Source organism: Pseudofrankia saprophytica (assembly GCF_000235425.2).
Taxonomy (GTDB): domain Bacteria; phylum Actinomycetota; class Actinomycetes; order Frankiales; family Frankiaceae; genus Pseudofrankia; species Pseudofrankia saprophytica.
Genome location: NZ_KI912266.1, coordinates 6,900,005 through 6,925,093 on the forward strand (window position 1 = coordinate 6,900,005; position 25,089 = coordinate 6,925,093).

Genomic DNA, 25,089 nt, shown 5'->3' on the forward strand with positions numbered 1-25,089 from the left:
GTCAGTCATCTGTCGTCCGGTCGGTCCGGGCGCGGGTCAGGCGCGGCCAGGTACCGGCCCGCGCCCCGCGGGCGGATCGGCCGGATTCCGAGAGGAACATCTACACAAGCGCTTGCTTGGTTGGGTAAGTTACCAGCCGTCGACGGCCACCGCGAGAAACTCCGACCGGGCTCGGGCTCGGGCTCGCGCCGGGCCGGTGGGCAATCGGCGATCGGCGCCGAGGTGAAGGGTGGGCCAGGGTGAGCGAGAGCGGGATCTGCGCCGGCCGGGTGGTGATCGTGACCGGCGCCGGCCGCGGCATCGGCCGTGGGCACGCGCTGGAGTACGCCCGCCAGGGTGCGCGCGTCGTCGTCAACGACGTCGGCGTGGCCCGCGACGGGGCGGCCGCGGGCGAGCCGGTGGCCCGGGCCGTCGTCGAGGAGATCAGGGCGCTCGGCGGCGAGGCGGTCGCGAACACCGACGACGTCGCCGACTGGGACGGCGCGAAGGCCCTGGTGGCGAACGCCCTCGACGCCTTCGGCCGGCTGGACGTGCTCGTCAACAACGCGGGTTTCGTGCGCGACCGGATGATCGTCTCGATGACCGAGCAGGAATGGGACGCGGTGGTGCGCGTCCACCTCAAGGGGCACGCGGCCCCGCTGCGGCACGCCGCCGCCTACTGGCGTGACGAGGCGAAGGCTGGCCGGCGCCCGGACGCCCGGGTCGTCAACACCAGCTCCGGCGCCGGCCTGCAGGGCAGCGTCGGGCAGGCCAACTACGGCGCGGCCAAGGCCGGCATCGCCGCGCTCACGCTCACAGCGGCCGTCGAGCTGGCCCGCTACGGGGTGACGGTCAACGCGATCGCGCCGTCGGCGCGCACCCGGATGACCGAGGGCGTGTTCGCGTCCATGGACCGGCCGGAGTCCGGGTTCGACGCCATGGACCCGACGAACATCGCGCCGCTCGTGGTGTGGCTCGGCAGCGAGCTGTCGGCGCACGTCACCGGGCAGGTGTTCGAGGTGGAGGGCGGCAGGATCGCGGTCGCCGCCGGCTGGCACCACGGCGTGCCGGTCGACCGCGCCGCCCGCTGGGACCCCGCCGACGTCGGTCCCGCCGTCGACAAGCTGCTCGCCGCCACACCCCCGGCCGAACCTGTCTACGGAGCCTGATGGGCCTCCAGGCGCGCGAGGCTCCGCCATCGTCGCGCACCCTTCGGCCAAGGCGCCTGATGGGCCTCCAGGCGCGCGAGGCTCCGCCATCGTCGCGCACCCTTCGGCCAGGCGCCTGATGGGCCTCCAGGCGCGGCCGACCTCCCACGAAAGGCTGTCCTCATGCTGTCCGTGCTTCGGTTCAACTTCGCGGTGCCTGGCCTCGACCGGGGCGCGCTCGCGGCGTCCTACCAGGCGGGCGTCGAGATGGCCCGGTACGCCGACGAGAACGGGTTCGCGATGGTCTCCCTCGAGGAGCACCACGGCGCCGACAACGGCTGGAGCCCGGCGCCATTGACCAACGCGGGACTCGTCCTCGGAGCGACGAAGAAGGTCCACGTCATCGTCCAGGCGCTGCTGGTGCCGCTCTCCGACCCACTGCGGCTGGCCGAGCAGCTCGCGGTGCTGGACCTCGCCGGCCGGGGACGGCTCACCGCCGTCGCGGGCCTCGGGTACCGACCAGAGGAGTACGCCGACGCCGGGCTCGACTGGTCGCGGCGCGGGGCGCTGCTGGACGAGTCGCTGGCGGCGATCCTGGCCGCCTGGACCGGCGAGCCGTTCGAGTACCGCGGCCGCACGGTGCGCGTGACGCCGCCGCCGGCCAGCGCGCCGGCTCAGCTCATGTGGGTCGGCGGGTCGGTTCGGGCGTCGGCACGCCGGGCCGCCCGGCTGGGGCTGCCGCTCTGCCCGCCGAACACCCTGCCGGACCTGGAGGCCTACTACTACGAGCAGTGCGCCGAGCACGGCACGTCCGGGTTCGTCATCATGCCGCCGGCGGACACGGCGTTCGTGCATGTCGCCGAGGACCCGGAGAAGGCCTGGGCCGAGCTCGGCGAGTACTTCCTGCACGAGGCGCTGCTCTATTCGTCCTGGCAGCCGGCGGGGCAGACGTCGGCGGCGCACTCGCACGCGGCGACACTCGAGGAGCTGCGCGCCGAGGGCCGCTACCGCATCCTCACCCCGGACGAGTGCGTCGAACGGGCGGGCAACGTCGCCGAGGGCGGAATGCCACCGGTCACCGTCCTGCATCCGTTGTGCGGCGGGATGCCGCCGGAGAAGGGCTGGGAGAGCCTGCGGCTCTACGCGGAGGCGGTACTCCCCCGGCTCGCCGCCGGGGCGCGGCCGGTCGGCTGAGCCCGTCCGGCCGGCCGTGGGGCGCCGGGCACGCTACGCCACGGCCTACCCGTCGGCCGGTCGGCGGGTGTGGTCGGCGCGGCAAGCTCGCGGCCTGCACAGTTGGTGACGAAAGACTGGCGAGTAGCGGGGCGCGCTGGCCGTGCCCGGCTGGGACTGTGAACGCGCGAATGCCGGCTGCCGGGACTTTCGACCCGGTATTTTGCGACCCGAGTCCCGTTGGGGACGCTTTGTCGTGTTTTGGTTGTCGATGCGTGAACGCGGCCTTCCCCCTTGCGTCGCAGCCGCGCCAGCGCGGCATGTACGCCGCGTGTTGTCCCACGTGGTCTGTCCGATGCGCGCGATACGCCAGGGATGACGACCGGTAGGCTCATACGGAACGCACCGGACAATAACGGTCAGTAACCCTGAAAGCCGCCAACGGGGGAAAGTCGGCGAGGGCGAGCGCGCGGGCACCACGGAGGGACGCCACCCTGGCGTCCGTCCTCCGCCGCTTTCCGTGTCGGCGAGGGGACGTGGGGAACGCCGGACACGACGAGAGAGCGCTCGGGGTGGGATGACGACGCGGGCTCGGGAACTCCTGAACCGATCACGTGCGCTGCTGGGCGGCCCCCGCGCGGCGGCCTCGCAGCTGCTCGGCCCGCAGCAGCCAAGACCCGGCCCTCCCCGGACCGGCACGCCGGCCGGCACGGGGGCGCCCCGCCGGGCCGACGGGGCCGGCGGCCGGCCGACGGAGGCCGAGGAGGCGCTGGGCGCCATCTGCGCCGATCTGGCGCTGCGTGATCTGAACCTGGTCGACTCGCTGCTCGCGCAGCTGGAGGAGATGGAGTCCCGGGAAGAGGACGCCGACCGGCTGGCGGAGCTCTACCGGCTGGACCACCTCGCCGCCCGGCTGCGGCGCAACGCCGAGAACCTGCGGGTCCTCGCGGGCCGCGACGCCGGGGACAGCACGTCGGACACGTCGTCGCTGGTCGACGTGATCCGCGGCGCGATGTCGTCCATCGACCACTACCAGCGGGTCACCGTCGGGAGGGTCGTCGCCCTGGGCGTCGTCGGGTTCGCGGCCGAGGACGTCAGCCGGCTGGTCGCGGAGCTGCTCGACAACGCGACGAAGTCGTCGCCGCCGCACTCGCCGGTGCGGATCGGCGCCCACCTCACCGAGCAGGGCAGCGCGCTGCTGCGGATCGAGGACGAGGGCATCGGGCTCCCGCCGGACCGGCTGAGCCAGCTCAACGCGCGGCTGGAGGCCGAGCCGGTCCTCGACGACGACGCGGTCCGGCACATGGGGCTGGCCGTGGTGCGCCGGCTCGCGGCCAGGTACGAGATCAGGACCTGGCTGGACCACCGCCACCCGCACGGCACCACCGCGACGGTCCTGCTGCCGGCTCCCCTCGTCTGCGAGCTGTCCGACATCGGCTGGTCGGGACTGCGGACCGTGGTCACCCCGCCGTCCGCCCCCGGCGAGGAGCCGGTCGAGGCGCACTCCGCCGCCGCACCCTCCGTCGAGGCGATCTCCAGCAACGGCAATGGCAACAGCGCTGTCACCGCGTTGCCCAGCCGGGCGGGGCCGAACGGCCGGGCGGGCTCGCGGACCGCCGCCGCGGTCGCGGGGGCGCGCGAGGGACGGCCGGCGGGCACGGTCGAGCGCCCGGCCGGCGGGCTCACGGCGTCGGCCACCGGCCCGATGCCCGCGGCGACCGCGTCCGGGACGACGGCGAGCGGGCTGCCGCGGCGGGTGTCCCACAGCCTGCGCGACCCGAGCGGCGAGGGGGACGGCCCACGGACCGCCGCGGCGGGACCGGTCGGCGCGCCCGGCGCCGGCGCGGCCCCGGCACCGACGGAGGCCGACGTGCGTGCCGGCCATCAGAAGCTGCTGGCGGATCTCGGCGCGTTCTCCGAAGGAGAGCAGGCTGCCCTCGACGAGTTGCGACGGGACTGAGGCCGACGATGGTTACCCAGGAGCACAACCGCCACGCCAACCCGGACTTCACCTGGCTGATCGACGACTTCGTCCGGAAGGTGCACGGCGTCACCCACGCCCTGATCATGTCGTCGGACGGGCTGGCGCTGACCTCGTCCCAGTCGATGAACACCGAGGAGGGGGAACGTCTCGCGGCCATCGCCAGCGGGATGCTCAGCCTCGCCCGCAACAGCGCGGTCCTCTTCGGCAAGGGAGACTGCGAACAGATCATCGTCCGGCTCTCGCATGGCTACTTCCTCTTCATGGGAATCGACGCCGGCGCCGGGCTCGCGGTGCTGACCGGACCGGACTGTGACATGAAGGTCGTCGGCTACGAGATGACCCAGTTCGTGCTGCACGCCGGGCACGCCCTCACGCCGGAGCGGCGCGCGGACCTGCGGCGCGTCCTCGTCGGGCGCCGTCCGGCCGGCTGAGCCGCCTCGAGTGATCTGGGACAACGGCCTCCGGGCGCGCGAAGGAAGATCCCTTTCGCACGCCCTTCGGCCTTCGAGGAGACAGGGATCGTGATGGCGGTGCCGCAGGATTCGAGGCCGGCGAGGCCGGTCCACACCGCGCGCAGCAAGCGGGTTCGGCCGTACGCGCTGACCGGCGGGCGAACCAGGTCGCGCTACCACCTGCTGGTGGAGACCCTGGTGTCCGTACCGCGGTATGACCCGGCACTGAGCGAGGCGCTCATGCCGGAGTCGCAGGCGCTGTACGAGCGCGCCCGCTCGCAGCTGTCGATCGCCGAGCTGTCGGCCCTGCTGGCGATTCCGCTCGGTGTCGTCCGCGTTCTGATCAGTGACCTGGCGACGCAGGGCGCCGTGCTCATCCACCCGACGGCGCATGCCTTCCGCGACGACCGCAACGTGCTCGAACGCATCCTCAGCGGCCTGCGGGAGCTTCCCGTCTGACGGCCCTCGCCGCGCCGGTGCCCTCTCGCGGACGGGAGGCCGGCCGCGGCCGCCGCCAGGTGCGCCGCCACCAGACCGCGCCGGACATCCAGGCGCCACGACTACAGGAACGCGGACGTGAGCTCTGCCGACATGACCATCAGAGATCCGCGCCGCCCGGGCGCGAGGCATAAGGACGACGCAAGCAGCGGTTCACTGACGATCTCGGCGAAGATCGTGGTCGCCGGCGGTTTCGGCGTGGGGAAGACGACCCTTGTCGGTTCGGTGTCCGAGGTCGCCCCGATCAACACCGAGGCGTGGATGACCGAGGCGAGCGAGGGCGTCGACGACCTCCCGCCCGGCGGCGGGAAGACGACGACGACCGTCGCGATGGACTTCGGCCGGATCACGCTCGACCCGGACCTCGTGCTCTACCTGTTCGGCACGCCCGGGCAGGCGCGTTTCTGGTTCATGTGGGACGACCTGTCGCGCGGCGCACTGGGCGCGATCGTCCTGGTCGACACCCGTCGCCTGGACCAGTCCTTCGCGGCGATCAACTATTTCGAGAACGACTCCGACGTGCCCTTCATCGTCGCCGTCAATCTTTTTGATGGAAAACTGTGGCACGACCTCGCCGAGGTGCGGGAGGCTCTTGCGCTGAGCCCGCGAACCCCGCTGGTGACCTGCGACGCGCGCGATCCCGCTTCCGCCGTCGCGACACTGCGCGAGCTTGTGCTCTACACGATGTCGCTGACCGAGACAACGGAGCCTGGGAGGGCACGAACACATGCGTAAAGTGCTGGTCGTCGGGGCTGGCCAGTCCGGGCTTCAGCTCGCGCTGATGCTTCAGGAACGTGAATACGACGTCACCGTGATGTCGGCACGCACGCCGGAGGAGATCCGGGGCGGCCGCGTCATGTCCACCCAGGCCATGTTCCACACGTCGTTGCAGCATGAGCGCGACCACGGCCTGAACCTGTGGGAGAAGGACGCCGTCCGCATCGAGGGCCTCGGCGTTTCGGTCGCCGCGCCCGACGGCGGCCGCGCGCTGGACTGGTTCGGCCGCCTCGACGACTACGGCCAGTCCATCGACCAGCGCGTGAAGATGGCGGGCTGGGCGGAGCTCTTCGAACAGCGCGGCGGGAAGCTGCTCATTCACGGCGTCACCACCGCCGATCTGAACTCGCTCACGTCGCTCTATGACCTCGTCGTCGTCGCGGCGGGAAAGGGCGAGCTGGTCCAGCTGTTTGACCGCAACCCGGAGCGCTCGCCGTTCACCAGCCCGCAGCGTGCGCTGTCGCTGGCCTATGTGCACGGCCTCGCACCTCGCCCCGAGCATCCCGACCACCCGGGCGTCCGGTTCAACATCGTCCCCGGCGTCGGCGAGCTGTTCATCATTCCGGCGTACACGACCAGCGGAAACTGCGACATCCTCTTCTTCGAGGGCATTCCCGGCGGCCCGCTGGACTGCTGGTCCGACCAGCCGGGCCCGGACGAGCACCTCGCGCGCCTGCTCGACCTGGTGCGGACCTTCCTGCCGTGGGAGTACGAGCGCTGCGCGGACGTGGAGCTCACCGACGCGCGCGCCACGCTCGCCGGCGGCTACACCCCGGTGGTGCGCAGGCCGGTCGGCGAGCTGCCCGGCGGCGGCATCGTGCTCGGCATGGCGGACGTCGTCGTCGCCAACGACCCGATCACCGGCCAGGGCTCGAACAACGCCTCGAAATGCGCCGTGTCCTATCTGGACAGCATCCTCGAGCACGGCGACAAGCCGTTCGACCGCGTGTGGATGACGGCGACCTTCGAGAAGTACTGGGACTATGCCCAGTACGTGACCACCTGGACGAACGCGCTGCTCGGCCCGCCCCCGGAGCACGTGCTGCAGATCCTCGGCACCGCGCAGGCCAAGGACGCCGTCGCCCGCCGGTTCGCCAGCGGCTTCGACAACCCACCCGAGTTCTTCGAGTGGTTCATGGACCCGGCGAAGACGGCCGCCTACCTGGCGACCGTCTGACCGGTGAGCAGGGGCATGACCCTGCCCAGCAGCGGCCCGAGCTGGTCCGCCAACGGCGCGAGCTTGCCGAGCAGCTCCGGGCCGAGCGCCGGCGCATCCGCGCCGCCGTTCAGCGAGGCCAGCATCGGCGCGAAGATCGGCCCCAGGGCCGGCCCGACGACGTCCATGAGGCTGATGCCGACGTCCGCGCCGGGCCACTCGGCGGCGCCCGGGTCGAGCAGGCCAAGCCATGGGTCGTTCGCCGCGTAGGTGACCGGTCGAGGCGGGCCGGCCGGCCACATCGCGCGCAGGATGAGCGCGAGGTAGGCAGGGTCCAGCCCGGTGAACAGGCCGCGCACGGCGGTCCGCGGGGCCATCGCGGCCGGCACGTGCGCGGCCACCTCGACGGCGCCCCACGACGGGAAGACCGCGACCCGGTACTGCGGCCGGGAGAACAGGTAACCGGGTGTGCCCGGCACCACCACCTCCCAGGAGCCGTCGCCGAACACCAGGTGCCCGGGGCCCGGCAGGTACGGCGCCAGCTCGTCGATCGGTCCGACGTGGGCGATCTCGGCGATCGCGGTCCTGATGCTCACCCTGCCGTCGAGGGTCCGGATCCCGTGGGCCTGCAGCCGCCCCACCGTGTAGAGCTCGCCGGGGCCGGCCGGCACCTGGTCGAGCGCGGCGACCAGCGGCCCGGTGGCGAGGAACCCGGGAACGTCGAGTGTCCCGAGCGGGATGGTCACCCGTTCGAGCCCGATCGGCCCGAACGGCGGCAGCCGCCCCGCGTCGGAGGCCGCCGGAACCGGCACCCCCACGAGGGCCGACGCGGCGGGCGTGCCGGCGACCCCGGCCGCTCCGACGCATCCGACGGCGACCAGGGACGCGGCCACGGCACGAACAGCCCGGCCAGCCCAGCCAGCCCAGCCAGCCCGGCCATGTCGACTACGCACAGTAACCATCGGCACGTAGGCTAACGGCGGCACGCCGGCCCTCCCGTCCGCCCGCTCCCCGGGCGTGGCGTCAGGGCCGTGGCCTGGTGGCGCCGCGGACGCGGCGGCGCGGCTATGGGTGCTGGCTGCTCACCGAGACGATCTCGCCGGTCATGTAGGTCGAGTAGTCGCTGGCGAGGAAGGCGATGACGGTGGCGACCTCCCAGGGCTCGGCGGCCCGGCCGAACGCCTCCCGGCGGGAGAGCTCGGCGAGGAGGTCCTCGTCGCTGACCTTGGCGAGGAACGGGTGCATGGCGAGGCTCGGCGCGACCGCGTTCACCCGCACCCCGTGGGGGGCCGCCTCCATGGCGGCGCACCGGGTCAGCGCCATGACGCCCGCCTTGGCGGCGGCGTAGTGCGCCTGGCCGGACTGGGCGCGCCAGCCGACGACGGAGGCGTTGTTCACGATCACGCCGGCACCGGCCGGCAGCATCCTGCGCAGGGCGGCCCTCGTCGCCCGCATGGTGCCGGTCAGCGTCACGTCGAGCACCGTCGACCACTGGTCGTCGGTCATCTCGGTCAGCGGCACGTCGCCACCGAGGCCCGCGTTGTTGACGAGCACGTCCAGCCGGCCGTGGGTGTCGTGGACGGCGTCGAACAGCGCGCCGATCTGCTCCTCGCTGCGCACGTCGCACGGCACCGCCAGCGGCGGCGCGCCGGTCAGCTCGCCGAGCTTCGCGGCGGCCTCGCCCAGGCGGCGGACGTGGTGGTCGGAGACGACGACGGTCGCGCCCTCCAGCGCCGCGCGCCACGCGGTGGCGAACCCGATGCCGGTGCCGGCGGCGGCGGTCACCAGGACGACCTTGCCGCGCAGCAGGTCCCGCCCCGGCGGCGGCTCCGGCGCGGGGCGCGGGCCCGCGGCCAAGGGCGCGCCGGCAGCCGTGGCCGGGGACGTGGTCTCGGCGATCTTCGGGTCAGGCACGCGGCAGCCCCAGCGTTCTCTCGGCGATGATGTTGCGCTGGATCTCGCTCGACCCGGCGTAGATGGTGTCGGCCCGGCTGAACAGGAACAGCGACTGCTCAGGACGCAGCTCGTAGGGCTCGCCGCAGGTGAGCATCGCCTCGGCGCCGAGCACGTCCATCGCGAGCTCACCCAGCTGCTGGTGCCACGTCGACCAGTAGAGCTTCCCGATCGACGACGCCGGGCCGGGCGGGATGTCGGCGGTGGCGTCCGCGAGCGTGCGCAGCGCGGTGAAACGCATGATCTCGACGCCGATCCACGCGCGCACCAGGCGGTCGCGCAGGTGCGGTACCTCCCAGCCGCCGTTGCGCTTGGCCAGGGCGATGATCCGCTCCAGCTCGCGCTTGAAGCCGACCTGCTGGCCGAGCGTGAAGGTGCCGCGCTCGAAGCCGAGCGTGGCCATCCCGATCCGCCAGCCGTCGCCCTCGGCTCCGACCAGGTTGGCCGCCGACGTGCGCGCGCCGTCGAAGAAGACCTCGTTGAACTCCGACGTGCCGGTCATCGACACGATCGGACGAATGTCGATGCCGGGCTGGCGCATCGGGACCAGCAGGTAGGACAGGCCCTTGTGCCGCGCGGAGCCTGGCTCGGTGCGCACCAGCGCGAACCCCCAGTCGGCCTGATGGGCGAGCGAGGACCAGACCTTCTGCCCGTGGATGACGTAGTCGTCGCCGTCCCGGCGGGCGCGGGTGGACAGCGCGGCAAGGTCGGAGCCCGCGCCCGGCTCGGAGTACAACTGGCACCACAGGGCCTCGCCCGCGCGGATCGGCGGCAGCAGCCGGCGGCGCTGGTCCTCGGTGCCGAAGGCGATGAGCGTCGGGCCGACCATGCCGTCGCCGATCAGCCCGACCCGCGCCGGCGCGTCCGCCCGCGCGTACTCCTCGTGGAAGACGACCTGCTCGGCGACCGACAGCCCCCGGCCGCCGTACTCCTTCGGCCACGACAGACAGATCCAGCCAGCCGCGGCTAGCTGGCGCTCCCAGTCGAGGCGCAGCTCGAACGCCTCGTGCTCGCGGCCGGGTCCGCCGAGGCCGCGGGCCTTCGCGAACTCGCCGGTCAGCGCGTCGGCCAGCCACGCGCGCACCTCCTCGCGGAAGCCGGGCGCCTCCGCGCCCGCCGCGCCGGTCGGCCCTGACGTCTCGCTCGACACCACGTCCGACAGGTTAGCGCCCAGACCAAGCTAGCGCTTGGTTTGCCGTGGGCCCCGCGACAACGCGGTCACCGGCCCGAGGCACAGGGCACAAAACGCAAGGCACCAGGCACCAGGCACCGGCCGCTGGTGTCGCGCTAGCCGGCCGGGCGGACGCGGATGCCGTCGAAGACAGTGGTGAGGAACTGCTCGGCCAGCTCCGCCGGGCCGAGGGGCCCATCAGGGGAGTACCAGTGCACCGACACCCAGATCGCGTCGCGCAGGAAGCGGTGCGTGAGCCTGGGGTCGAGGTCGGCGCGCAGCTCACCGGCGGCGACGCCGTCGCGCAGCGCCGCGAGCCACAGCCGCTGGCTTTCCGCCTCGGAGGCGCGCAGGTAGGCGAACCGCGGCAGCGTCGCCAGGTAGCCACGCTCGTTCTGGAACACGGTGACGGCGGCGCGGTGCCGCGCGATCGTGACGAACGCGGCCCGCACCAGCGCGGCGATCGTGTCACTCGGGCCCGCCTGGTCGGCGGCTATCGCGGCGTGCCGGGCGTGCAGGTCGTCGAGGAAGCTCGACAGGAGCTCGTCGACGATCGACTCCTTGGAGTCGAAGTGGTGGTAGAGGCTGCCGGAGAGCATGCCGGCGGCGTCCGCGATCTCCCGGACCGTCGTCGCCCGGTAGCCCCGCTCCGCGAACAGGCCGGCGGCGATCTCGACGATCGCCGCGCGCCGCTCCGACTCGCCCCCCGCCGCCGCTCGCCCACTCCCGGCGGCGCGGCCGCCGGAACGTCCCCGGGTTCGACCACGCGTCGGTGAGGTGTCCACCTCCGCATTATCGCCCGTCAACCAAGCGCTTGGTCGGTTCGCTTCCTCACAGCCGCCCGAGCGCGGCGACACGCCGGGGATTCAGGTGGCTCGGCGCGTCAGGGGCGCACCTGCCCTCCCGTCACCGCATCCGGATACGTATGGTCGTGGGCGTGGTTCCCGATGCCGACGGATTCGCGGACGATACCGGTGACGACCGCCTGGGCGCTGGTGGCCTCCTCGACGAGGCCGTGACCGACGCCGACCTCTTCGGCGGTGACGTCCTGACAGACCAGACAGCGGGGGACACGGTCCTCACCGCCCGGATACGGCGGCGCTCGCCGGGCTCGTTGGAGGCGGAGATCCTCAACGTGCTGCACACCGCGCGCCGCGAGCTCTCCCCCGGCCAGGTGCGCGAGCGTCTTGCCAGCGGCGCCACGCTGTCCTACAGCGCCGTGGTCACGACACTGACCCGTCTGCACGGCAAGGGGGTCGTCACCCGCCGCCGGGCCGGCCGCGCCTTCCTCTACCTGGCGGAGTCCGACGCGGCGAGCCTGGTCGCCTGGCGCATGAACCGCCTGCTCGACGAGCAGGCCGACCACCGCCCGGCGCTCACCCACTTCCTCGCCGCGCTCTCCCCCGGCGACGAGGCGGTGATCCGCCAGCTGCTCGCCGAAAGCCCCGCCGACCCGGTCGAGCCGGCCACCGGCCACGCGCCGGGCGAGGACGAGCCGGACGGCGCCGCCGGGCGCGTCCCCCAGGACGGGCGGGGCGCTGGCGAGACGACAGGCCCGTGGGACGGGAGGCACGGCTCCGGCAACGGCCGCGCACCGGCCGGACGCTAGATGGTCGGCGAGCTGGTCCTCTGCGCGCTGGTCGCTCCGTTGCTCGGCACGTTCGTGATGCGCCTGCTGGCGGACCGGGTGGCCGCGGGCATCGCCGTCGTCGCCTTCACGGTCTCCGCCTGCCTGCTCGCGCTCGGGACGGCCCTGGTGCTGCTCGCGGGCGGCATCCACACGACGACGGCCCTGGTCAACACCGGTAAACGGGGATGGACCGCCGAGGCCTGGGCCGACGCAGGCCAGGACATGTGGCTGTCCGGGCCGTGCGCGCTCGTCGCCGTCCTGGCCGGCGTCTCGGCGGGGCGGGCGTGGCGCCGGCAGCGGACCGCCCTGCGGGCCGCCGGGGTCGAGGCGGCCGCGCTACCCGGCGAGGACGTCGTCGTGGTGGTCCCCGGCAAGCACCCGGACGCGTTCACGCTGCCCGGCTCACCCGGCCGGATCGTGGTCACCGAGTCCATGCGCGCGGCGCTGAGCCCGGACGAGCTCGGGGTGGTGCTCGCGCACGAGCGCGCCCACCTGCGCGGCCGCCACCATCGCTACGTCGACGCCACGAGGCTCGCCGCCGCCGGCCAGCCGCTGCTGCGCCCTGTCGCCCGGCTGGTCGAGTACGGCGTCGAGCGCTGGGCCGACGAGCGCGCCGCGGTCGAGGTCGGCGACCGGGTGCGGGTCGCCCGCGCGATCGGCACGGTCGCGCTGGTCACCGCCGCGACCGGCCCGCCCTCGTCCCCTGGCTCCGCCTCGACCGGCTCCCGCTGCCCGGCCGGTCACACGTCGCTGGGCGCCGCTCCCTCCGCGCTGCGCATCGCCACTCCCGACTGGCTGGCGGAGCCGGAGCCCTCCGCGGCCACCGTGTCCCGCCGCGCGCGGCGGGGCGATCCGGTCCGCCGCCCCCCGCGTGCCAGTCGCACCGGTCGGGCCCCCCGGCCGGGTCCGGTCCCGCGCCGGGTCCGCGCCCTGCTGCGCCCGCTGCCCGCCTCCAGCCACCTGATGCTGCTGACGATCCCGGCCTTCCTGTCGCTCGGCTCCTGCTTCTTCGCCGGCAACATCTGCTACGACCTCCACCTCCCCCTGGCCATGGCCCTCGAGCTCGAGGCCCAGTTCTAGGAGAGCCTCGGCGAAGGCGTGGCCGGCCGTGTCCGCGCCATGATCACGATTTCGGCCCTCGGGTGGTTGCGACTGCCACCGTTCCGCGACCAGCAGAGGGCAGGACCGGCGATCACGCCAACGGGCGGGGCTTGGCTGAGGCGAGGCTTGGCTGAACGGCGCTGGTCGGCGACGGCGCTAGTCGGCGACGGCGCGCTGCGCGGTGATGCTGGTGGGCGTGAGGCGGACGAGTAGCTCGCCGGGTACGCCGTTGCGGCGGCCGAACTCCTCTGCGCGGTCGGCGCCCATGTAGCGGCCGCCGATCGCGGTCGCCCAGCGACGGACCTCGGCCAGATCCTCCGACAGGGTCACGGTGCCGCTCACGATCACGAACGCGTACGGCGGCGTGTCGTCGTCGACGCACAGGCTCGCCCGGCCGTCCCTGCGCAGGTTGCGCCCCTTGACGGTGTCGGCGCCTGTGTTGAACAGGATGTCGTCGCCGTCGAGCACGAACCAGATCGGCGCGATGTGCGGCCGCCCGTCCGCCCGCACGGTGGCAAGCTTCCCCGTCCGTGTCCCCGCCGCCGCGAACTCCCGCCACTCCCCCGCACCCATCGCCACCATGCCCCCACCCTCGCACACGCCGCGGGAGGCCAGGGAGAACCTCCACCGGCCCCGGCCCAACGGCCCCGCCAGGCCGAGCCTGGCTGGCTGGCTGGCTGGCTGGCTACCGACGGTCGCGTCAGCGGTCGCGGCGGGCGGTGACACCCGGGGCGTAGGCGCGGACGAAGAGGCTGACATTCGAACGGATGGCCAGGTCCAGTTCGTCGGAGTCCTGAGCCGGTGGTGGGGAGATCGCGAACGTGCCGAGCTCCGTCATCGCCCACGAGACCCCGGTGACCAGGGTGACGAACTGGCCGGCCGCGCGGGCCGGGTCGTCGATGTCGAGGGCTCCGGCGTGGGCGAGACGGGCCAGGCTGCCGATGAGGGTGGGCCAGACGGGCGTCGCCGCCCGGGACCGCCACAGCGCCTGGAGGGCGGCATGGCGTGGCGCCTCCGTCTGAACGAGCAGGCGCAGCGACGCAGTGCCTGGGCTGGCATAGACGTCGTTGATGCGCCGGGCGAGGTCGACGAGGTACTTCTCGGCTTCGTCGGTGCCGTCCACCCGGTTGGGAAACGCGAGTGTCGCTTCGCGCAGGGCCTGCAGGTTCGCCGTGATCCGCTCATCCACGACCGCGAGGAAGAGCTTTTCCTTGTCGCCGAAGTGGTTGTACACGGTCTGGCGTGAGGCGGGAGTCGCCGTCGCGATGTCGTCGAGGCTGGTCGCGGCGTAGCCCTGGCGGGCGAAGACCTCGAACGCCGCCTTCATGATCGCCTCTCGTTTGGCCTGCGTGCCGCGGCCTGACGCCCCCGCGCCGACACCGCCTGCGTCGCCAGCCACGGGCACAGGCTACTCTCCTGGACCCAGGCGACTGAATCTCTGGACAACGATGTCCAATTTGATGGTCGTACTTGTCTCGCCGGGTTACGTACCCGGCTGCCAATCAAGGAGAGGTCGAGGAGAGGCTGTGTCCACACCCAGGGTTCCGCACACGGTGGTCATCGGAGCCGGGCCGGCCGGCCTGACCGCCGCGTACCAGCTGGTGGCACGTGACGCCGCCGTCACGGTCTTCGAGTCCGACGACGTGGTGGGCGGCATCAGCCGCACCGTCGAACGTGACGGCTGGCGGTTCGACATCGGCGGCCACCGGTTCTTCACCAAGGTCGCCGCCGTGGAGGCCCTGTGGCGGGAAATCCTGGCCGCCGACGACTTCCTGGTCCGGCCCCGGATGAGCCGGATTTACTACCAGGGCAAGCTCTATGACTACCCGCTGCGGGCACTCAACGCCCTGCGCAACCTCGGGCCGGGCCAGGCGGCGCTCGCCATCGGGTCCTACGCCCGGGCACGCGTCCGCCCGCCGAAGAACCAGGCAGACAACTATGAGGCCTGGCTGGTGGCGCGGTTCGGCTGGCGCCTCTACCGCAGGTTCTTCAAGACCTACACCGAGAAACTGTGGGGTATCCCGGTCAGCGAGATGCCGGCCGACTGGGCCGCGCAGCGGGTGAAGAACCTCTCGCTGTCCTCGGCCATCGTCAACGCCGTCCTGCCCAGGCGGAACCAGAAGGAGATCACCAGCCTCATCGAGGAGTTCCACTACCCCAAGTACGGTCCCGGCATGATGTGGGAGGAGGCCGCCCGCAAGGTCGAGAAGATGGGTGGCACGGTCACGATGAACACCTCGGTGACGGCCGTGCACCGCGCGGACGGCGGCGCCGTCGCCGTCACCGTGACCACGAGTGCCGGCGACCGGAGGCGGGTACCCGCCGACCACGTCATCTCGTCCACGCCGCTGTCGACGCTGGTGCTGGGCATGGACCCGCCAGCGCCTGCCCGCGTGGTCGAGGCGGCGCGTGACCTGCGCTACCGCGACTATCTGACGGTCGCGCTCGTGGTCCCGGCGGAGTTCAGCTTCCCTGACAACTGGATCTACATCCACGATCCCGGGGTCCGCGTCGGCAGGATCCAGAACTACGGATCGTGGTCCCCCTACCTGGTGAAGGAGGGGAGGACGTGCCTCGGCCTCGAGTTCTTCGTCTTCGAGGGCGACGACATGTGGACGAAGCCGGACGACGAACTGATCGCCCTCGGCACCCGGGAGCTCGAGACGCTGGGACTGGTCCGACGAGGGGTCGTGGAGAAGGGCTACGTCGTCCGGGTCCCCAAGGCATATCCGACCTACGACCAGTACTACCGAAACAACGTCGCGATCATGCGGAAGTGGCTGGCGGAGAACGTCCCGAACGTTCACCCCGTGGGCCGCAACGGCATGCACCGGTACAACAACGCGGACCACTCGATGCTCACCGCCATGCTGACGGTGGAGAACATCGTCGACGGCACCAGCCACGACGTCTGGACCGTCAACGTCGAGGAGGAATACCACGAGGAGAAGCGCCCGGCCGGCCGCGCGCGCCCGACGGGCACCGGCCGCGACGCCCCCATCATTCCTCGACGGTCGTGACGGCGGGCCCTGGCCGGATCAGCGGCGACCCACAGTAGGCCGGGCCCAGGCTGGTGGACACCAAGGGCGGCGCGGTTCTGGCTGGGCCAGGTCGAGTTGGATATGGGTGTGAAAAACGAGGTTCGCCGTATCACCGAGTCCGACGGCACGCGGCTGCGCGAGGTGCGGCTGGCCGCGCTCGCCGACGCGCCCGCGGCGTTCTGGCAGACGTTCGACGGCGAGGCCGCGCGACCACACGACGACTGGCACCGCCGGGCCGTCCGGGCCGCGACGGGGGACGGGCACGCGACGTTCCTGCTGGAGCGCGACGGCGAGCCGGCCGGGATGGTCGACGTCCACCGGCCGTCGATGGCCCCGGAGTTCCGCGAGTTCGCCGCGATGTGGGTCGCGCCGGCCGTGCGCGGCACCGGCGCGGCCGACCTCCTGATCGAGGGCGCGCTGGCCTGGGCGCGCTCGGTCGGCGCGATCGGGATCCGGCTGTGGGTGGAGGTCGCGAACCACGCGGCGCAGCGGGCGTACCGCCGGCACGGGTTCCAGCAGATCGGTGGTCCCGACCGTGACCACGCCGACCCGGCCGGGAAGTCCTACCTGCTGATGGCGCTCGCGCTGAACGCCGAGGCGGCGGCGTCGCCGACCTTCCTCGCCCGCGCGAGCGCCCCCTGGACCGACGAGTCCGCCTGAATCACCGCCGGCGCCGCCAGGGCCCGCGGTGTCGCACTTCATGATCTGGTGGGATTTTCGGAGCCATGGATATGCGTGTCTCAGGACATACAGTCATACGACTGTCCAGACCTGCGCTTGCTTGACGCTTGCTAGAGCAAGCGCCGCTCGGGTCGATCCGTTGGCGATCTTAGTGCGTGCTGCTGTCGGCGGGGCGTGACAGTCGCTGTAGGCGGGGCGTGGTGGAGGCATCCAGGTGGGTCCAGAGAGGCAGTTTGAGGGCTGCGGCCCATGTCCCCCGCTACCTGCTACAGAATGCGGTGTGTGGTGGTCGGTGGGGGTGCGGGGTGTAGCGGCGGGTGTAGCGCTGTCGCGACCCCGCCGCATGTCGCTCCACGTCGGCGCGTTCGCGTCGCGGACTGGACCAGCGTAGCGGCCGCTGTTGCATTCGGTTCGCTTTAATAGCCGGAGCACTTGCGCCACAGCGGAGGTCTTCGACGGCCGGAGCGATCGCATGCCGATACCGCGAAGCATAGAATGACACTCCGAGGCGGTCTGAGCGAAATTCTGACGCGAACCCGGCCCTGAAGGGGTCGAGAAATAGGCCAACGCCGTACAGCCCTCCGCCCGCAGCCACCAACCGAACAACCCTCCAACTCACCCAGCAAGACTAATTACCGAAAAGCATTGTCATCGAGAATCGCCTATAGCGAGGGAAAGGTTAAACCTAGTGGCCATACGGCCGGGGAAAAGGAACGGAATAATTCTGAAACTCGAAGTGGAGCGTACGCTCATCGAGGCAGGTCTTCTCATGGCGCCGCCGCTCCAGATGGCTCTCTGCTCTGGGTTCTATATCGAGCCGTCCGATCTCCGGCCGCTGGAGGAGATCCCGGACCCGAGTATCGCCGTAACGTGGCTGGTTCACCCAAATCTGCGAGAGAAATATCCCACGGCATGGCCAGAAGCGCGCGAGATGCAGAGCGCGCGAGATACTATGCTCGTCGCCATAAAAAGTATTTTGGAGTTTGCGGGCTTCGAGGTTGAGGTGGACGACAATGAAATGCCCGACTTTCTCTTTGTGAGCTATCCGTGATGGATGCCATCCGGGCGTGATGGAGCGATCGAATCGGCACGTGACTGCCACCGGGTCGGGCGCCCTGGGTGCGGCGCTTTCGCTGACGCTAGTCCTCCCCCCTTGGGCGCCGCATCGCTTCGTAAACAGCTTTTAGATCGCTGGCCCTGGAAAAACGCTCCTCCTGCATGGCGTCCGCTACTTCCAATATTCGCCAGAAATGCGAAGGCACGATCTTTCCTGATTCGACTGCTCCCATTGCCGCGTGGAGCGCCTCATCACTTTTTCCCATGTAGGTAAGCGTCAGTGCAAGGTCGATGCTTGCCATCGCGGCCCGCCGTGGCCAACGAGCGGGAGCGGACATCGGGGCGCCAATCTTGGTGATCACTTCGCGGGCGAAGTCCTCGGCGGCCGAGTCACGTATCCATGTCAGTGTCGTGGCCGTGTAGGAAACGGCTTTCGCAGGATCGTACCGATAGTGATGTTCCGGGCGGGTAGGATCACTGAGCGATGATGCCATCTTCTGAACGCGGCCGATCGCCCTGTACGTATCGCCGCGTGATCCCAGGCGTGCCCATCCTCGGCCTTCCTGTGCTGCCGCTTGTATCATGATCGAACTTCCGTGTGGAGCGAAACTTTGCGCTGCGCGTGACAGGTCGACGGCCATGCGGAAGTCGCCGGAGGTCAGCGCCTGCCACGCTCGCGTTTCATAGCACCATGCGATGATCTCGGGGTTCTCTGCCTGCTCCGCAAGGCTCATCGCGGTGGCCAGATAGGTGGACGCGGCACGGTCGCGTTTCAGGTCGATAAGAACCGTCGCGCCCAACAGCGACAGCCAGCCCCCGACCAGCAGAAGCCGACGGTGCTCATGAAGCGTTTTCCGAGCATCCAGCAGTTTCCCGACGTTGCTTAACGACTGGTTGATCTCCAGCAGGATCCGGCTGGGGTGCTCGAACTGATACCGGCACGCCAGATCGTCGAATCCGGACTCAAGATAGGTGAGCGTCGCGTCTCCTACGTCGCTCGCCGCGACCCGTCGAGCAAGTTCTCCCGCTTCATCCGAGTCTTCCTGCGCCGAGGCCACGGCGATAGAAAAGACGTCCGATGTGTGCCGCGTAGGTGGCGCCGCCGAAATAAGCCGGTCAAGTTCGTGGTAGTCGACGCCCAGCGCCTTGGCTAGTCCGCTTCGGTGCTCGGGGTAGGGTTCCGTTCTTCCTTGTTCCCAGCGTGCGACTGTCGATCGATCGACGCCGACGGATTCGGCTAGCCCTTCCTGGCTGTAGCCCATGGCCTTCCGCCGCGCGGCAAGCGCGGGTCGCTTCTGGGGAGTCGGCACGCTGGTCCTCCGCGTCGGCTGCCGGGCTCATGGAACGGTGCTCGCCTCAGTATGCGCCGAACGCATGCCCTGCACCGAGGATGCGCCACAGACGCCCTCGCCGCACTCGCGCGGATACCTGACGCTCAGTGACAAGCCCCCGGGCCGGCCAAACCACCACCCGACCGGCCCGGGGTGCCCGAACGGATGACAGCCACGCTCAGGTCCTTGGGCACGTCAAAGGTGGATGTGTGAAATGGGCAGTAGGTATCGGCGCAGACGTCGCCCTCGGCGTCAGCTTGGCTCGTGGACCGTCGCCATCGTCGACAACGGAAAAGGCCCAAGACTCACATGGGTGCGGCTCTACCACCCCCATGAACACAATCATCGAGACACCGCGAAGGCCGCTGGTTTAACCCGCCCACTTCAACCCTGAAGCCATTCATCGCGCCCATGGCCACGCCGCGCGCGCCGCGCGCCGGGACGGGCAAGGGGTGTAACCGCCGGCCCACAGCGTAACCGCAGGGTTACCCCCCTGGTTACCTCCCGTACCATCCCTGACCAGCGCAGATGCCACCGTGTAACCGGTAACCGCGCAGCCCGACACTCGCTCCGAACCGCCTCTAACGCGGTCCAGCCCACCGCCGACGTGGTTACCCGCTACCGCCCGCACGCGCTACCGCACGGTGTTGGGGGTGCATACCTCGTCAACCATAACCGGATTCATCAACAGCACGGATCACTTCAGTTCGCACCACAATTATGATCTTCATATGGTCCCATGCCCCTGCCCCTGCCCCGGCGGCGTCCGCCTTGGACCGTCGGCGAGATCGCGTTCATCCTGTCCGACGTCGCGGCGAATCCTGTCCGACGTCAGGGGCGCGGCCGGTGCGATCTCGTGCCCCTGACGTCGGACAGGAAATCACGATTGCCTCAGACGTCTGACACGACGCGAGACAGGAAGGGCGGGCGGGCATTGCGAGGCGGCGCTAACTCTTGTTAGCAATTCGCTTGCGCCAGCTAGCATTTTGGCCCGGTGGCTCAGTCGGGATTCCATCGCCTCACCTGCGCTTGCTGAAGTAAGCGCAGGTCAGAACCCCGCTTCTCACTGTATGTGCCGAGACACGTAACGCTATGACTCCGAAGATCCCACCAGATCATGAACGGCTCGCGTGTCTGGGGCAGGGGCGCGGGGGCGGTGGGCAGGAAGGGAGCAGGAGAGCGGGAGAGCAGGAGAGCAGGAGCGGGAGCGGGAGAGCAGGAGCAGGAGCGGGAGCGGGAGAGCAGGAGCAGGAGCGGGAGCGGGAGAGCAGGAGCAGGAGCGGGAGCGGGAGAGCAGGAGCAGGAGCGGGAGCGGGAGAGCAGGAGCAGGAGCGGGAGCGGGAGAGCAGGAGCAGGAGCGGGAGCGGGAGAGCAGGAGCGTCAGGCGGGTGGGTTCTGGCGGTCGAAGAGGATGCGGGCGAGCCAGAAGCGCAGGAACGCGGCCATCGAGTAGCGCACGAACAGCGCGGCGCCGACGACGCTGAGCGACACTCCGACCGTGCCCAGGACGATCGCGTCGCGTTGCTGCAGCGGGTTCGTCGTCCCGTGCGAGATCACGTACGCGATGATCCCCAGCACGGGCCCGGCCGCCAGCAGCAAGGCGCCCAGCCGCAGCAGCGCCCCCTCGGTCCGAGTCCGCGGGTCGCGGATGCGCAGCGCCGCCATCTGGGCCCGGAAGTCGTCGGCTCGGCCGGCGCCGCCCGCGTCACCCGCCCGTCTGGCCACGGCCGGTGGCGGCTGCCCGGCCTCCCCAGCGGGGCCGGCCGTGCCGGCGGCGCCGGTGGTGTCGGCGGTGCCGGTGGTGTCGGCGGTGCCGGTCGTCTCGATCGTCACGATCTCACCTCGTCGATCGTCGTCATCGCGTCATGCCTGACCGCGGGCGCCCGGGCCACGCGGTGCCGCACCTGGCCGGGGGCGGCATCGGGACTGCTCTCGTCGCGGGCGGACCGGCCGCCCAGGTAGGCGCCGGAGAGACCGCCGGCGATGTCGGCCGGCCGGCCGGCGGCCGCGATCCGGCCCTCGACCAGCACGGCCGCGGTGTCCGCGACCTCCAGGACCGCGGCGGCGAACTGCTCGACCACGATGATCGTCACGTTCTCGGCGGCGATCGCCCGGACGGACGCGTACAGCTCCGCCACCACCAGGGGCGCGAGCCCCATCGACAGCTCGTCGAGCAGGAGCACCGCCGGGTCGGCGACGATCGCCCTGGCGAGCGCGAGCATCTGCTGCTCGCCGCCGCTCATCGTGCCCGCCGGCTGGTGCAGCCGTTGGCCCAGCTTCGGGAACCGGGCGACCGCCCGTTCCTCGACGTCGGCCCGCGACCGGCCGCCGCGGTAGGTCATCATCCGCAGGTTCTCCCGGACGGTCAGGCTCGGGAAGACTCCCCGTCCTTCCGGGATCAGGCACAGCCCGCGCCGGGCCAGGTCGACCGGGTCGGCGCCGGTCACCCGCCGGCCGCCGAGCACGACCTCGCCACCGCTCGGCGCGTGCAGACCGGCGACGACGCGCAGCAGGGTCGACTTGCCGGCGCCGTTCGGGCCGAGGACCGCGAGCACCTGGCCCGCGCCGACGGCGAGGTCGACGCCGTGCAGCACCTCGACCCGGCCGTAGCGGGCGCGCACGCCGCGGGTCTCGACCAGCGGCGCAGGCGCGCCGCCCGCAGCGGCGCCGGGCACGGCACCCGCGCCCGGCCGTGGCCTGGTGGTCGCTCCGGCCGGTGGGACGACGGTCATCGCGGTTCCTTCCCGCCCGGACCGGCCGTGGCGGTGAGACCCGCACCGCCCGGGTCAGCACCGGAGGCGCTGGCGGCAGCGCCGATCCCGGCGGTCGCGGCGTCGGGGACGGTGCCGAGGTAGGCCTCGCGGACGCGGGGGTCGGCGCGCACCGTCGCCGGGTCGCCCTCGGCCATCAGGGTGCCGAAGTCGAGCACGTAGAGGTGCGCGCAGACGCCCATCACCAGCGTCATGTCGTGCTCGACGAGCAGGATGGCCAGGCCCTCGCCGGCGAGCTCGCCGAGCAGGTCCGCGAAGGCCGCCGTCTCCTCCTCGTCCTGGCCGGACGCCGGCTCGTCGAGCAGCAGCACCCGCGGGCGCACGGCCAGCGCGCGGGCGAGCTCCAGGCGCCGGCCGAGGCCGGTGGGCAGCGTGTCCGCGCGGCGGTCGGCGAGCGCGGCGAGGCCCACTCGGGCGAGCAGCTCTCGCGGGTCGGCGCCGCCGCCGGGCGCCGAGCGGCGGCGCAGCCGGGCTGCGAGCTGCACGTTCTCCAGGACGGTGAGCTGCCCGAACAGCTCCAGGATCTGGAAGGTCCTGGCGAGACCGCGCCGGGCGCGCCGGTAGGGGGCAAGCCGGGTGATCTCCTTCCCGTCGAGCAGCACCTGGCCGGAGCTGGGTGGGAGCAGGCCGGTCAGGACGTTGAACAGCGTGGTCTTGCCGGCGCCGTTCGGGCCGATCAGCCCGGTGACCCGGCCGGCCTCCACACCGAGGTTGACGGAGTGCAGCGCGACGTGGCCGCCGTAGCGGACCGTCACGTCGCGGACCTCAAGCAGCGCCAACGCGAACCTCCCCGAGGCTGGGCTCGTCGACGCTGGCCAGGGCCAGCCGGGCGTCGAGGACGTCGAGGTCGGCCTGGCTGACCGGGGCGTCGAAGCCGAGCCATTCCAGCGGACCGGACAGGCCCTCATCCGGCCCGGCGGGGGCGGTGGCCGCCTCGGACAGGGCGGTGGGCACTCCGGACGCGCGGTCGGCGAGGGAGCGGGCGAGCAGGGGCGCCGCGACGGCGACCACCAGGATCCCCAGCAGGAACACCCCGCCGTCGACCGCGTGCACCAGCCGCAGCACCCACAGCCCGGTGACGACGCCCAGGGAGCCCACCAGTACCGCCGGCACCCGGCGCACCGGCTCGTAGGCCGGCCGCAGCACCGACGGGATCAGCCCGTTCGGGTTGGCCGCGAGCGCCAGCGCGGCGAGGCCGGCGAGGGTGGCGGTCACCCGGGCGGCGGAGTCGCCGGCGGCGCTGCTGACCGCGGCGGTGCCGAGCAGCAACCCGGCGGCCAGGCCGCTGCCGATCGAGCTCACGCCGGCGACGACGACGAGCAGCAGCAGGGTGAGCCCGGTGAAGAAGCTGAAGGAGTCCGCGGTGGTGGAGCGCACCGCGGAGGCGTAGACGCCGCCGCCGAGCCCTGCGAGCCCGGCCGACAGGGTGAACACGGCGAGCGTCGTCAGCCGGACGTTCATCCCGAGGGTCGCCGAGGCGGCCGGGCTCTCCTTGACGGCGATGAGCCGCTGGCCGAGCTCGCTGCGCCGCACCGCCACGACGACGAGCGCGGCGAGCACGAACAGCACCGCACCGGTGATGAAGAACGCCTTCGCCGAGTCGGTGTGGAAGCCGCCGACGCGGAACCGGTCGGCGGACAGCGTCCCGCCCTGGAACAGGTCGAACCGGTGGCCGGCCACGGTGAACGACGGCAGCTGGAAGATCCAGTTGTCGAGGGTGACGGCGAACGCGCCGGTCAGCAGCGCCAGGTAGATCCCGGAAAGCCGCAGCGCCGGCAGCGACACCACGGCGCCGACGACGGCGGCGACCGCGACCGCGAGCAGCAGCGCCGCCGGGTTGCCGCCGTTGCCGGCATGGGCGACGACGGCCGCGCCGATGCCGGCGAAGCTCAGCTGGCACAGCGAGATCCGCCCGGCGTAGCCGACGAGTGGGACCATCGACACGCCTACGATCGCGAGCCCCCACATGGACGTGGAGGCGTAGAGGTCGGCCTTCGACAGGGTCGTCGCCGCGATGACCGCCCCGAAGACGACGGCGGCGCCGAACCACAGCCCGCCGCCCCAGGTGGGTGTCGGGGTGATCTCGCGCACGGCGAGCGCCGGCCGGCCGCGCAGCCGGGAGGCGCGCAGCACCAGCAGCGCGACGAGCAGCACCAGCACCGGCACCACCGGCAGCGCGCCGCGCAGGTACTGCTGGCCGTAGTGGACCTTCGGCAGGTAGCCGACGGAGTAGTCGGCGGCGAGGCCGACGGCGAGCGCCCCGACGAACGTCATCGGCAGGCTGCGCAGCCGGCCGATGACGGCGGCGGCGTAGGCGTTCACGATCAGCAGCGTCAGCGGGATCGCCGACATGGTGAGCTTCGGCGCGATCAGGATCCCGGCGAGCGCGGCGAGCGCGGTGCCGGCCATCCAGGCCAGGCGCGCCGACGTGCTGGGGCGCGCGCCGTTGAGGGTGGCCAGCCCCGGGTCGTCGACGCGGGCGCGCATCGCGATGCCGGCGCGGCTGTGGTGCAGCAGCAGCCACAGGGCGAAGGCGACCGCCGCGGCGACGCCGAGCACGAGCACGTCGTTGTAGGGCACCGAGATGGTGCCGAGGTGGAAGCCCTTGCCGGCGAACAGCTCCTGGCTGCGCCGGAACGTGCTCGGGTCCCAGAGCCACTGGACGAGCGAGACGAGCACGACGAGGACGGCGACGGTGACGACCAGCCTGGTCGACTCCGGGGCGCCGGCGAGGCGGCGCATCACCACCCGCTCGAGCAGCAGGCCGAACAGCGGGGCGGCGACGAGGACGCAGAGCGGCAGCGCGAGCGGGGCCGGCAGCCCCCAGCCGACGGCCAGCTGCCAGTAGGTGAAGGCGGCGAGCATCCCGGTCGCGCCGTGGGCGATGTTGAACACGCCGGTGGTGACGTAGGTGAGCGTCAGCCCGGACGCGCTGATCGCGTAGATGCCCGCGGTGGTCAGGCCACTGATGGTGAAGACCAGGAACTCGTGCACGCGCGACCTCCCGTCCCCCTGCCCGCCGGCTGGCGGTCTCCAGCCGGCCTGGGTCGCCGGGCGACCACGGCCGCGCCGCACGGCGCGGCCAGCCCGGCGATCACGGCCGCCCGCACGGACGGCCGGCAATCGCTGTGGCCTACGCCACAGGACGCTCGGGGACATAGAACACGTTCTTAATCGATCATGCAAG

Annotated in this window: 23 protein-coding genes; 12 read left to right on the forward strand and 11 right to left on the reverse strand. The window is 71.8% G+C overall.

Translation table 11 applies throughout. The annotated features are described in order from the left end of the window. Window positions 1–239: 239 nt before the first annotated feature. The 7 genes from FRCN3DRAFT_RS0229090 (at window position 240) to FRCN3DRAFT_RS0229120 (ending at window position 7,188) form a co-directional block, all read left to right on the forward strand. Window positions 240–1,148, forward strand: coding sequence for an SDR family oxidoreductase (locus FRCN3DRAFT_RS0229090; RefSeq protein ID WP_007519758.1), 909 nt, complete (start codon window positions 240–242; stop codon window positions 1,146–1,148). A gap of 162 nt (window positions 1,149–1,310) precedes the next feature. Next, window positions 1,311–2,321 carry an LLM class flavin-dependent oxidoreductase gene (locus tag FRCN3DRAFT_RS0229095; RefSeq protein WP_007519756.1) on the forward strand — a complete coding sequence of 337 codons (1,011 nt, stop codon included), beginning with the start codon at window positions 1,311–1,313 and terminating at the stop codon, window positions 2,319–2,321. 556 nt (window positions 2,322–2,877) lie between these two features. Further along, window positions 2,878–4,260, forward strand: a complete 1,383-nt coding sequence (locus FRCN3DRAFT_RS0229100) for a sensor histidine kinase (RefSeq protein WP_027141043.1) — start codon at window positions 2,878–2,880, stop codon at window positions 4,258–4,260. 8 nt (window positions 4,261–4,268) lie between these two features. Then, window positions 4,269–4,715, forward strand: coding sequence for a roadblock/LC7 domain-containing protein (locus FRCN3DRAFT_RS0229105; protein WP_007515172.1), 447 nt, complete (start codon window positions 4,269–4,271; stop codon window positions 4,713–4,715). Window positions 4,716–4,808: 93 nt separating this feature from the next. Continuing rightward, a complete protein-coding gene (locus tag FRCN3DRAFT_RS0229110) occupies window positions 4,809–5,195 on the forward strand; it encodes a DUF742 domain-containing protein (RefSeq protein ID WP_035925355.1) in 387 nt (128 codons plus the stop codon). Between the two features lie 132 nt (window positions 5,196–5,327). After that, complete coding sequence (locus FRCN3DRAFT_RS0229115) at window positions 5,328–5,969, forward strand: ATP/GTP-binding protein (RefSeq protein ID WP_083401637.1); 642 nt, start codon at window positions 5,328–5,330, stop codon at window positions 5,967–5,969. Beyond that, window positions 5,962–7,188 carry a styrene monooxygenase/indole monooxygenase family protein gene (locus tag FRCN3DRAFT_RS0229120; protein ID WP_007515168.1) on the forward strand — a complete coding sequence of 409 codons (1,227 nt, stop codon included), beginning with the start codon at window positions 5,962–5,964 and terminating at the stop codon, window positions 7,186–7,188. The genes FRCN3DRAFT_RS0229115 and FRCN3DRAFT_RS0229120 overlap by 8 nt, the downstream gene beginning before the upstream one ends. On the opposite strand, the gene FRCN3DRAFT_RS0229125 is transcribed toward FRCN3DRAFT_RS0229120, so the two are convergent. From FRCN3DRAFT_RS0229125 to FRCN3DRAFT_RS0229140, 4 genes are all read right to left on the reverse strand, one after another. Beyond that, a complete protein-coding gene (locus tag FRCN3DRAFT_RS0229125; RefSeq protein ID WP_232794185.1) occupies window positions 7,170–8,060 on the reverse strand; it encodes a hypothetical protein in 891 nt (296 codons plus the stop codon). The two genes, FRCN3DRAFT_RS0229120 and FRCN3DRAFT_RS0229125, sit on opposite strands and share 19 nt — an antisense overlap. A 172-nt stretch (window positions 8,061–8,232) precedes the next feature. Then, window positions 8,233–9,081 (reverse strand): SDR family oxidoreductase, encoded by an 849-nt coding sequence (locus tag FRCN3DRAFT_RS0229130; RefSeq protein WP_007515166.1) that lies wholly within the window; start codon window positions 9,079–9,081, stop codon window positions 8,233–8,235. Beyond that, window positions 9,074–10,273, reverse strand: a complete 1,200-nt coding sequence (locus FRCN3DRAFT_RS0229135) for an acyl-CoA dehydrogenase family protein (protein WP_007515165.1) — start codon at window positions 10,271–10,273, stop codon at window positions 9,074–9,076. Before FRCN3DRAFT_RS0229135 ends, FRCN3DRAFT_RS0229130 begins: the two co-directional genes overlap by 8 nt. Before the next feature lie 134 nt (window positions 10,274–10,407). Beyond that, entirely contained in the window at window positions 10,408–11,076 is a 669-nt protein-coding gene (locus FRCN3DRAFT_RS0229140; protein WP_007515164.1) for a TetR/AcrR family transcriptional regulator, read from the reverse strand. A gap of 152 nt (window positions 11,077–11,228) precedes the next feature. Between FRCN3DRAFT_RS0229140 and FRCN3DRAFT_RS0229145 the strand changes: the two genes are divergently transcribed. Both FRCN3DRAFT_RS0229145 and FRCN3DRAFT_RS0229150 read left to right on the forward strand, forming a co-directional pair. After that, window positions 11,229–11,900 carry a BlaI/MecI/CopY family transcriptional regulator gene (locus FRCN3DRAFT_RS0229145; protein WP_232794186.1) on the forward strand — a complete coding sequence of 224 codons (672 nt, stop codon included), beginning with the start codon at window positions 11,229–11,231 and terminating at the stop codon, window positions 11,898–11,900. Beyond that, window positions 11,901–13,001 carry a M56 family metallopeptidase gene (locus FRCN3DRAFT_RS0229150; RefSeq protein WP_007515162.1) on the forward strand — a complete coding sequence of 367 codons (1,101 nt, stop codon included), beginning with the start codon at window positions 11,901–11,903 and terminating at the stop codon, window positions 12,999–13,001. It begins immediately after the preceding gene. Between the two features lie 177 nt (window positions 13,002–13,178). Here the strand turns inward: FRCN3DRAFT_RS0229150 and FRCN3DRAFT_RS0229155 are convergent, their stop codons facing one another. Together FRCN3DRAFT_RS0229155 and FRCN3DRAFT_RS0229160 are read right to left on the reverse strand one after the other, a co-directional pair. Next, on the reverse strand, window positions 13,179–13,604 hold the full coding sequence (locus FRCN3DRAFT_RS0229155) for a PPOX class F420-dependent oxidoreductase (RefSeq protein WP_007515161.1): 426 nt from the start codon (window positions 13,602–13,604) through the stop codon (window positions 13,179–13,181). Window positions 13,605–13,722: 118 nt separating this feature from the next. Continuing rightward, window positions 13,723–14,421, reverse strand: a complete 699-nt coding sequence (locus FRCN3DRAFT_RS0229160) for a TetR/AcrR family transcriptional regulator (RefSeq protein WP_063630307.1) — start codon at window positions 14,419–14,421, stop codon at window positions 13,723–13,725. Window positions 14,422–14,548: 127 nt separating this feature from the next. Between FRCN3DRAFT_RS0229160 and FRCN3DRAFT_RS0229165 the strand changes: the two genes are divergently transcribed. From FRCN3DRAFT_RS0229165 to FRCN3DRAFT_RS0229175, 3 genes are all read left to right on the forward strand, one after another. Continuing rightward, window positions 14,549–16,042: an NAD(P)/FAD-dependent oxidoreductase gene (locus tag FRCN3DRAFT_RS0229165; protein WP_007515158.1), complete on the forward strand. Its 1,494-nt coding sequence runs from the start codon at window positions 14,549–14,551 to the stop codon at window positions 16,040–16,042. A 102-nt stretch (window positions 16,043–16,144) separates the two neighbouring features. Next, on the forward strand, window positions 16,145–16,723 hold the full coding sequence (locus FRCN3DRAFT_RS0229170; RefSeq protein ID WP_007515157.1) for a GNAT family N-acetyltransferase: 579 nt from the start codon (window positions 16,145–16,147) through the stop codon (window positions 16,721–16,723). Between the two features lie 709 nt (window positions 16,724–17,432). Continuing rightward, complete coding sequence (locus tag FRCN3DRAFT_RS0229175) at window positions 17,433–17,795, forward strand: hypothetical protein (protein ID WP_131803554.1); 363 nt, start codon at window positions 17,433–17,435, stop codon at window positions 17,793–17,795. Between the two features lie 88 nt (window positions 17,796–17,883). Here FRCN3DRAFT_RS0229175 and FRCN3DRAFT_RS52010 read toward each other — a convergent pair whose 3' ends face one another. From FRCN3DRAFT_RS52010 to FRCN3DRAFT_RS0229200, 5 genes are all read right to left on the reverse strand, one after another. Beyond that, window positions 17,884–19,110, reverse strand: a complete 1,227-nt coding sequence (locus tag FRCN3DRAFT_RS52010) for a helix-turn-helix domain-containing protein (protein WP_007515155.1) — start codon at window positions 19,108–19,110, stop codon at window positions 17,884–17,886. Window positions 19,111–20,511: 1,401 nt separating this feature from the next. After that, window positions 20,512–20,964, reverse strand: a complete 453-nt coding sequence (locus FRCN3DRAFT_RS55450) for a hypothetical protein (protein WP_007515154.1) — start codon at window positions 20,962–20,964, stop codon at window positions 20,512–20,514. Beyond that, the gene (locus FRCN3DRAFT_RS46890) at window positions 20,961–21,863 is read right to left on the reverse strand and encodes an ABC transporter ATP-binding protein (RefSeq protein WP_007515153.1); all 903 of its coding nucleotides are present in this window, start codon (window positions 21,861–21,863) and stop codon (window positions 20,961–20,963) included. The genes FRCN3DRAFT_RS55450 and FRCN3DRAFT_RS46890 overlap by 4 nt, the downstream gene beginning before the upstream one ends. After that, window positions 21,860–22,681, reverse strand: coding sequence for an ABC transporter ATP-binding protein (locus tag FRCN3DRAFT_RS0229195; RefSeq protein WP_007515152.1), 822 nt, complete (start codon window positions 22,679–22,681; stop codon window positions 21,860–21,862). The genes FRCN3DRAFT_RS46890 and FRCN3DRAFT_RS0229195 overlap by 4 nt, the downstream gene beginning before the upstream one ends. Beyond that, window positions 22,668–24,896 carry an ABC transporter permease subunit gene (locus tag FRCN3DRAFT_RS0229200; RefSeq protein WP_007515151.1) on the reverse strand — a complete coding sequence of 743 codons (2,229 nt, stop codon included), beginning with the start codon at window positions 24,894–24,896 and terminating at the stop codon, window positions 22,668–22,670. The genes FRCN3DRAFT_RS0229195 and FRCN3DRAFT_RS0229200 overlap by 14 nt, the downstream gene beginning before the upstream one ends. Between the last annotated feature and the right edge of the window lie 193 nt (window positions 24,897–25,089).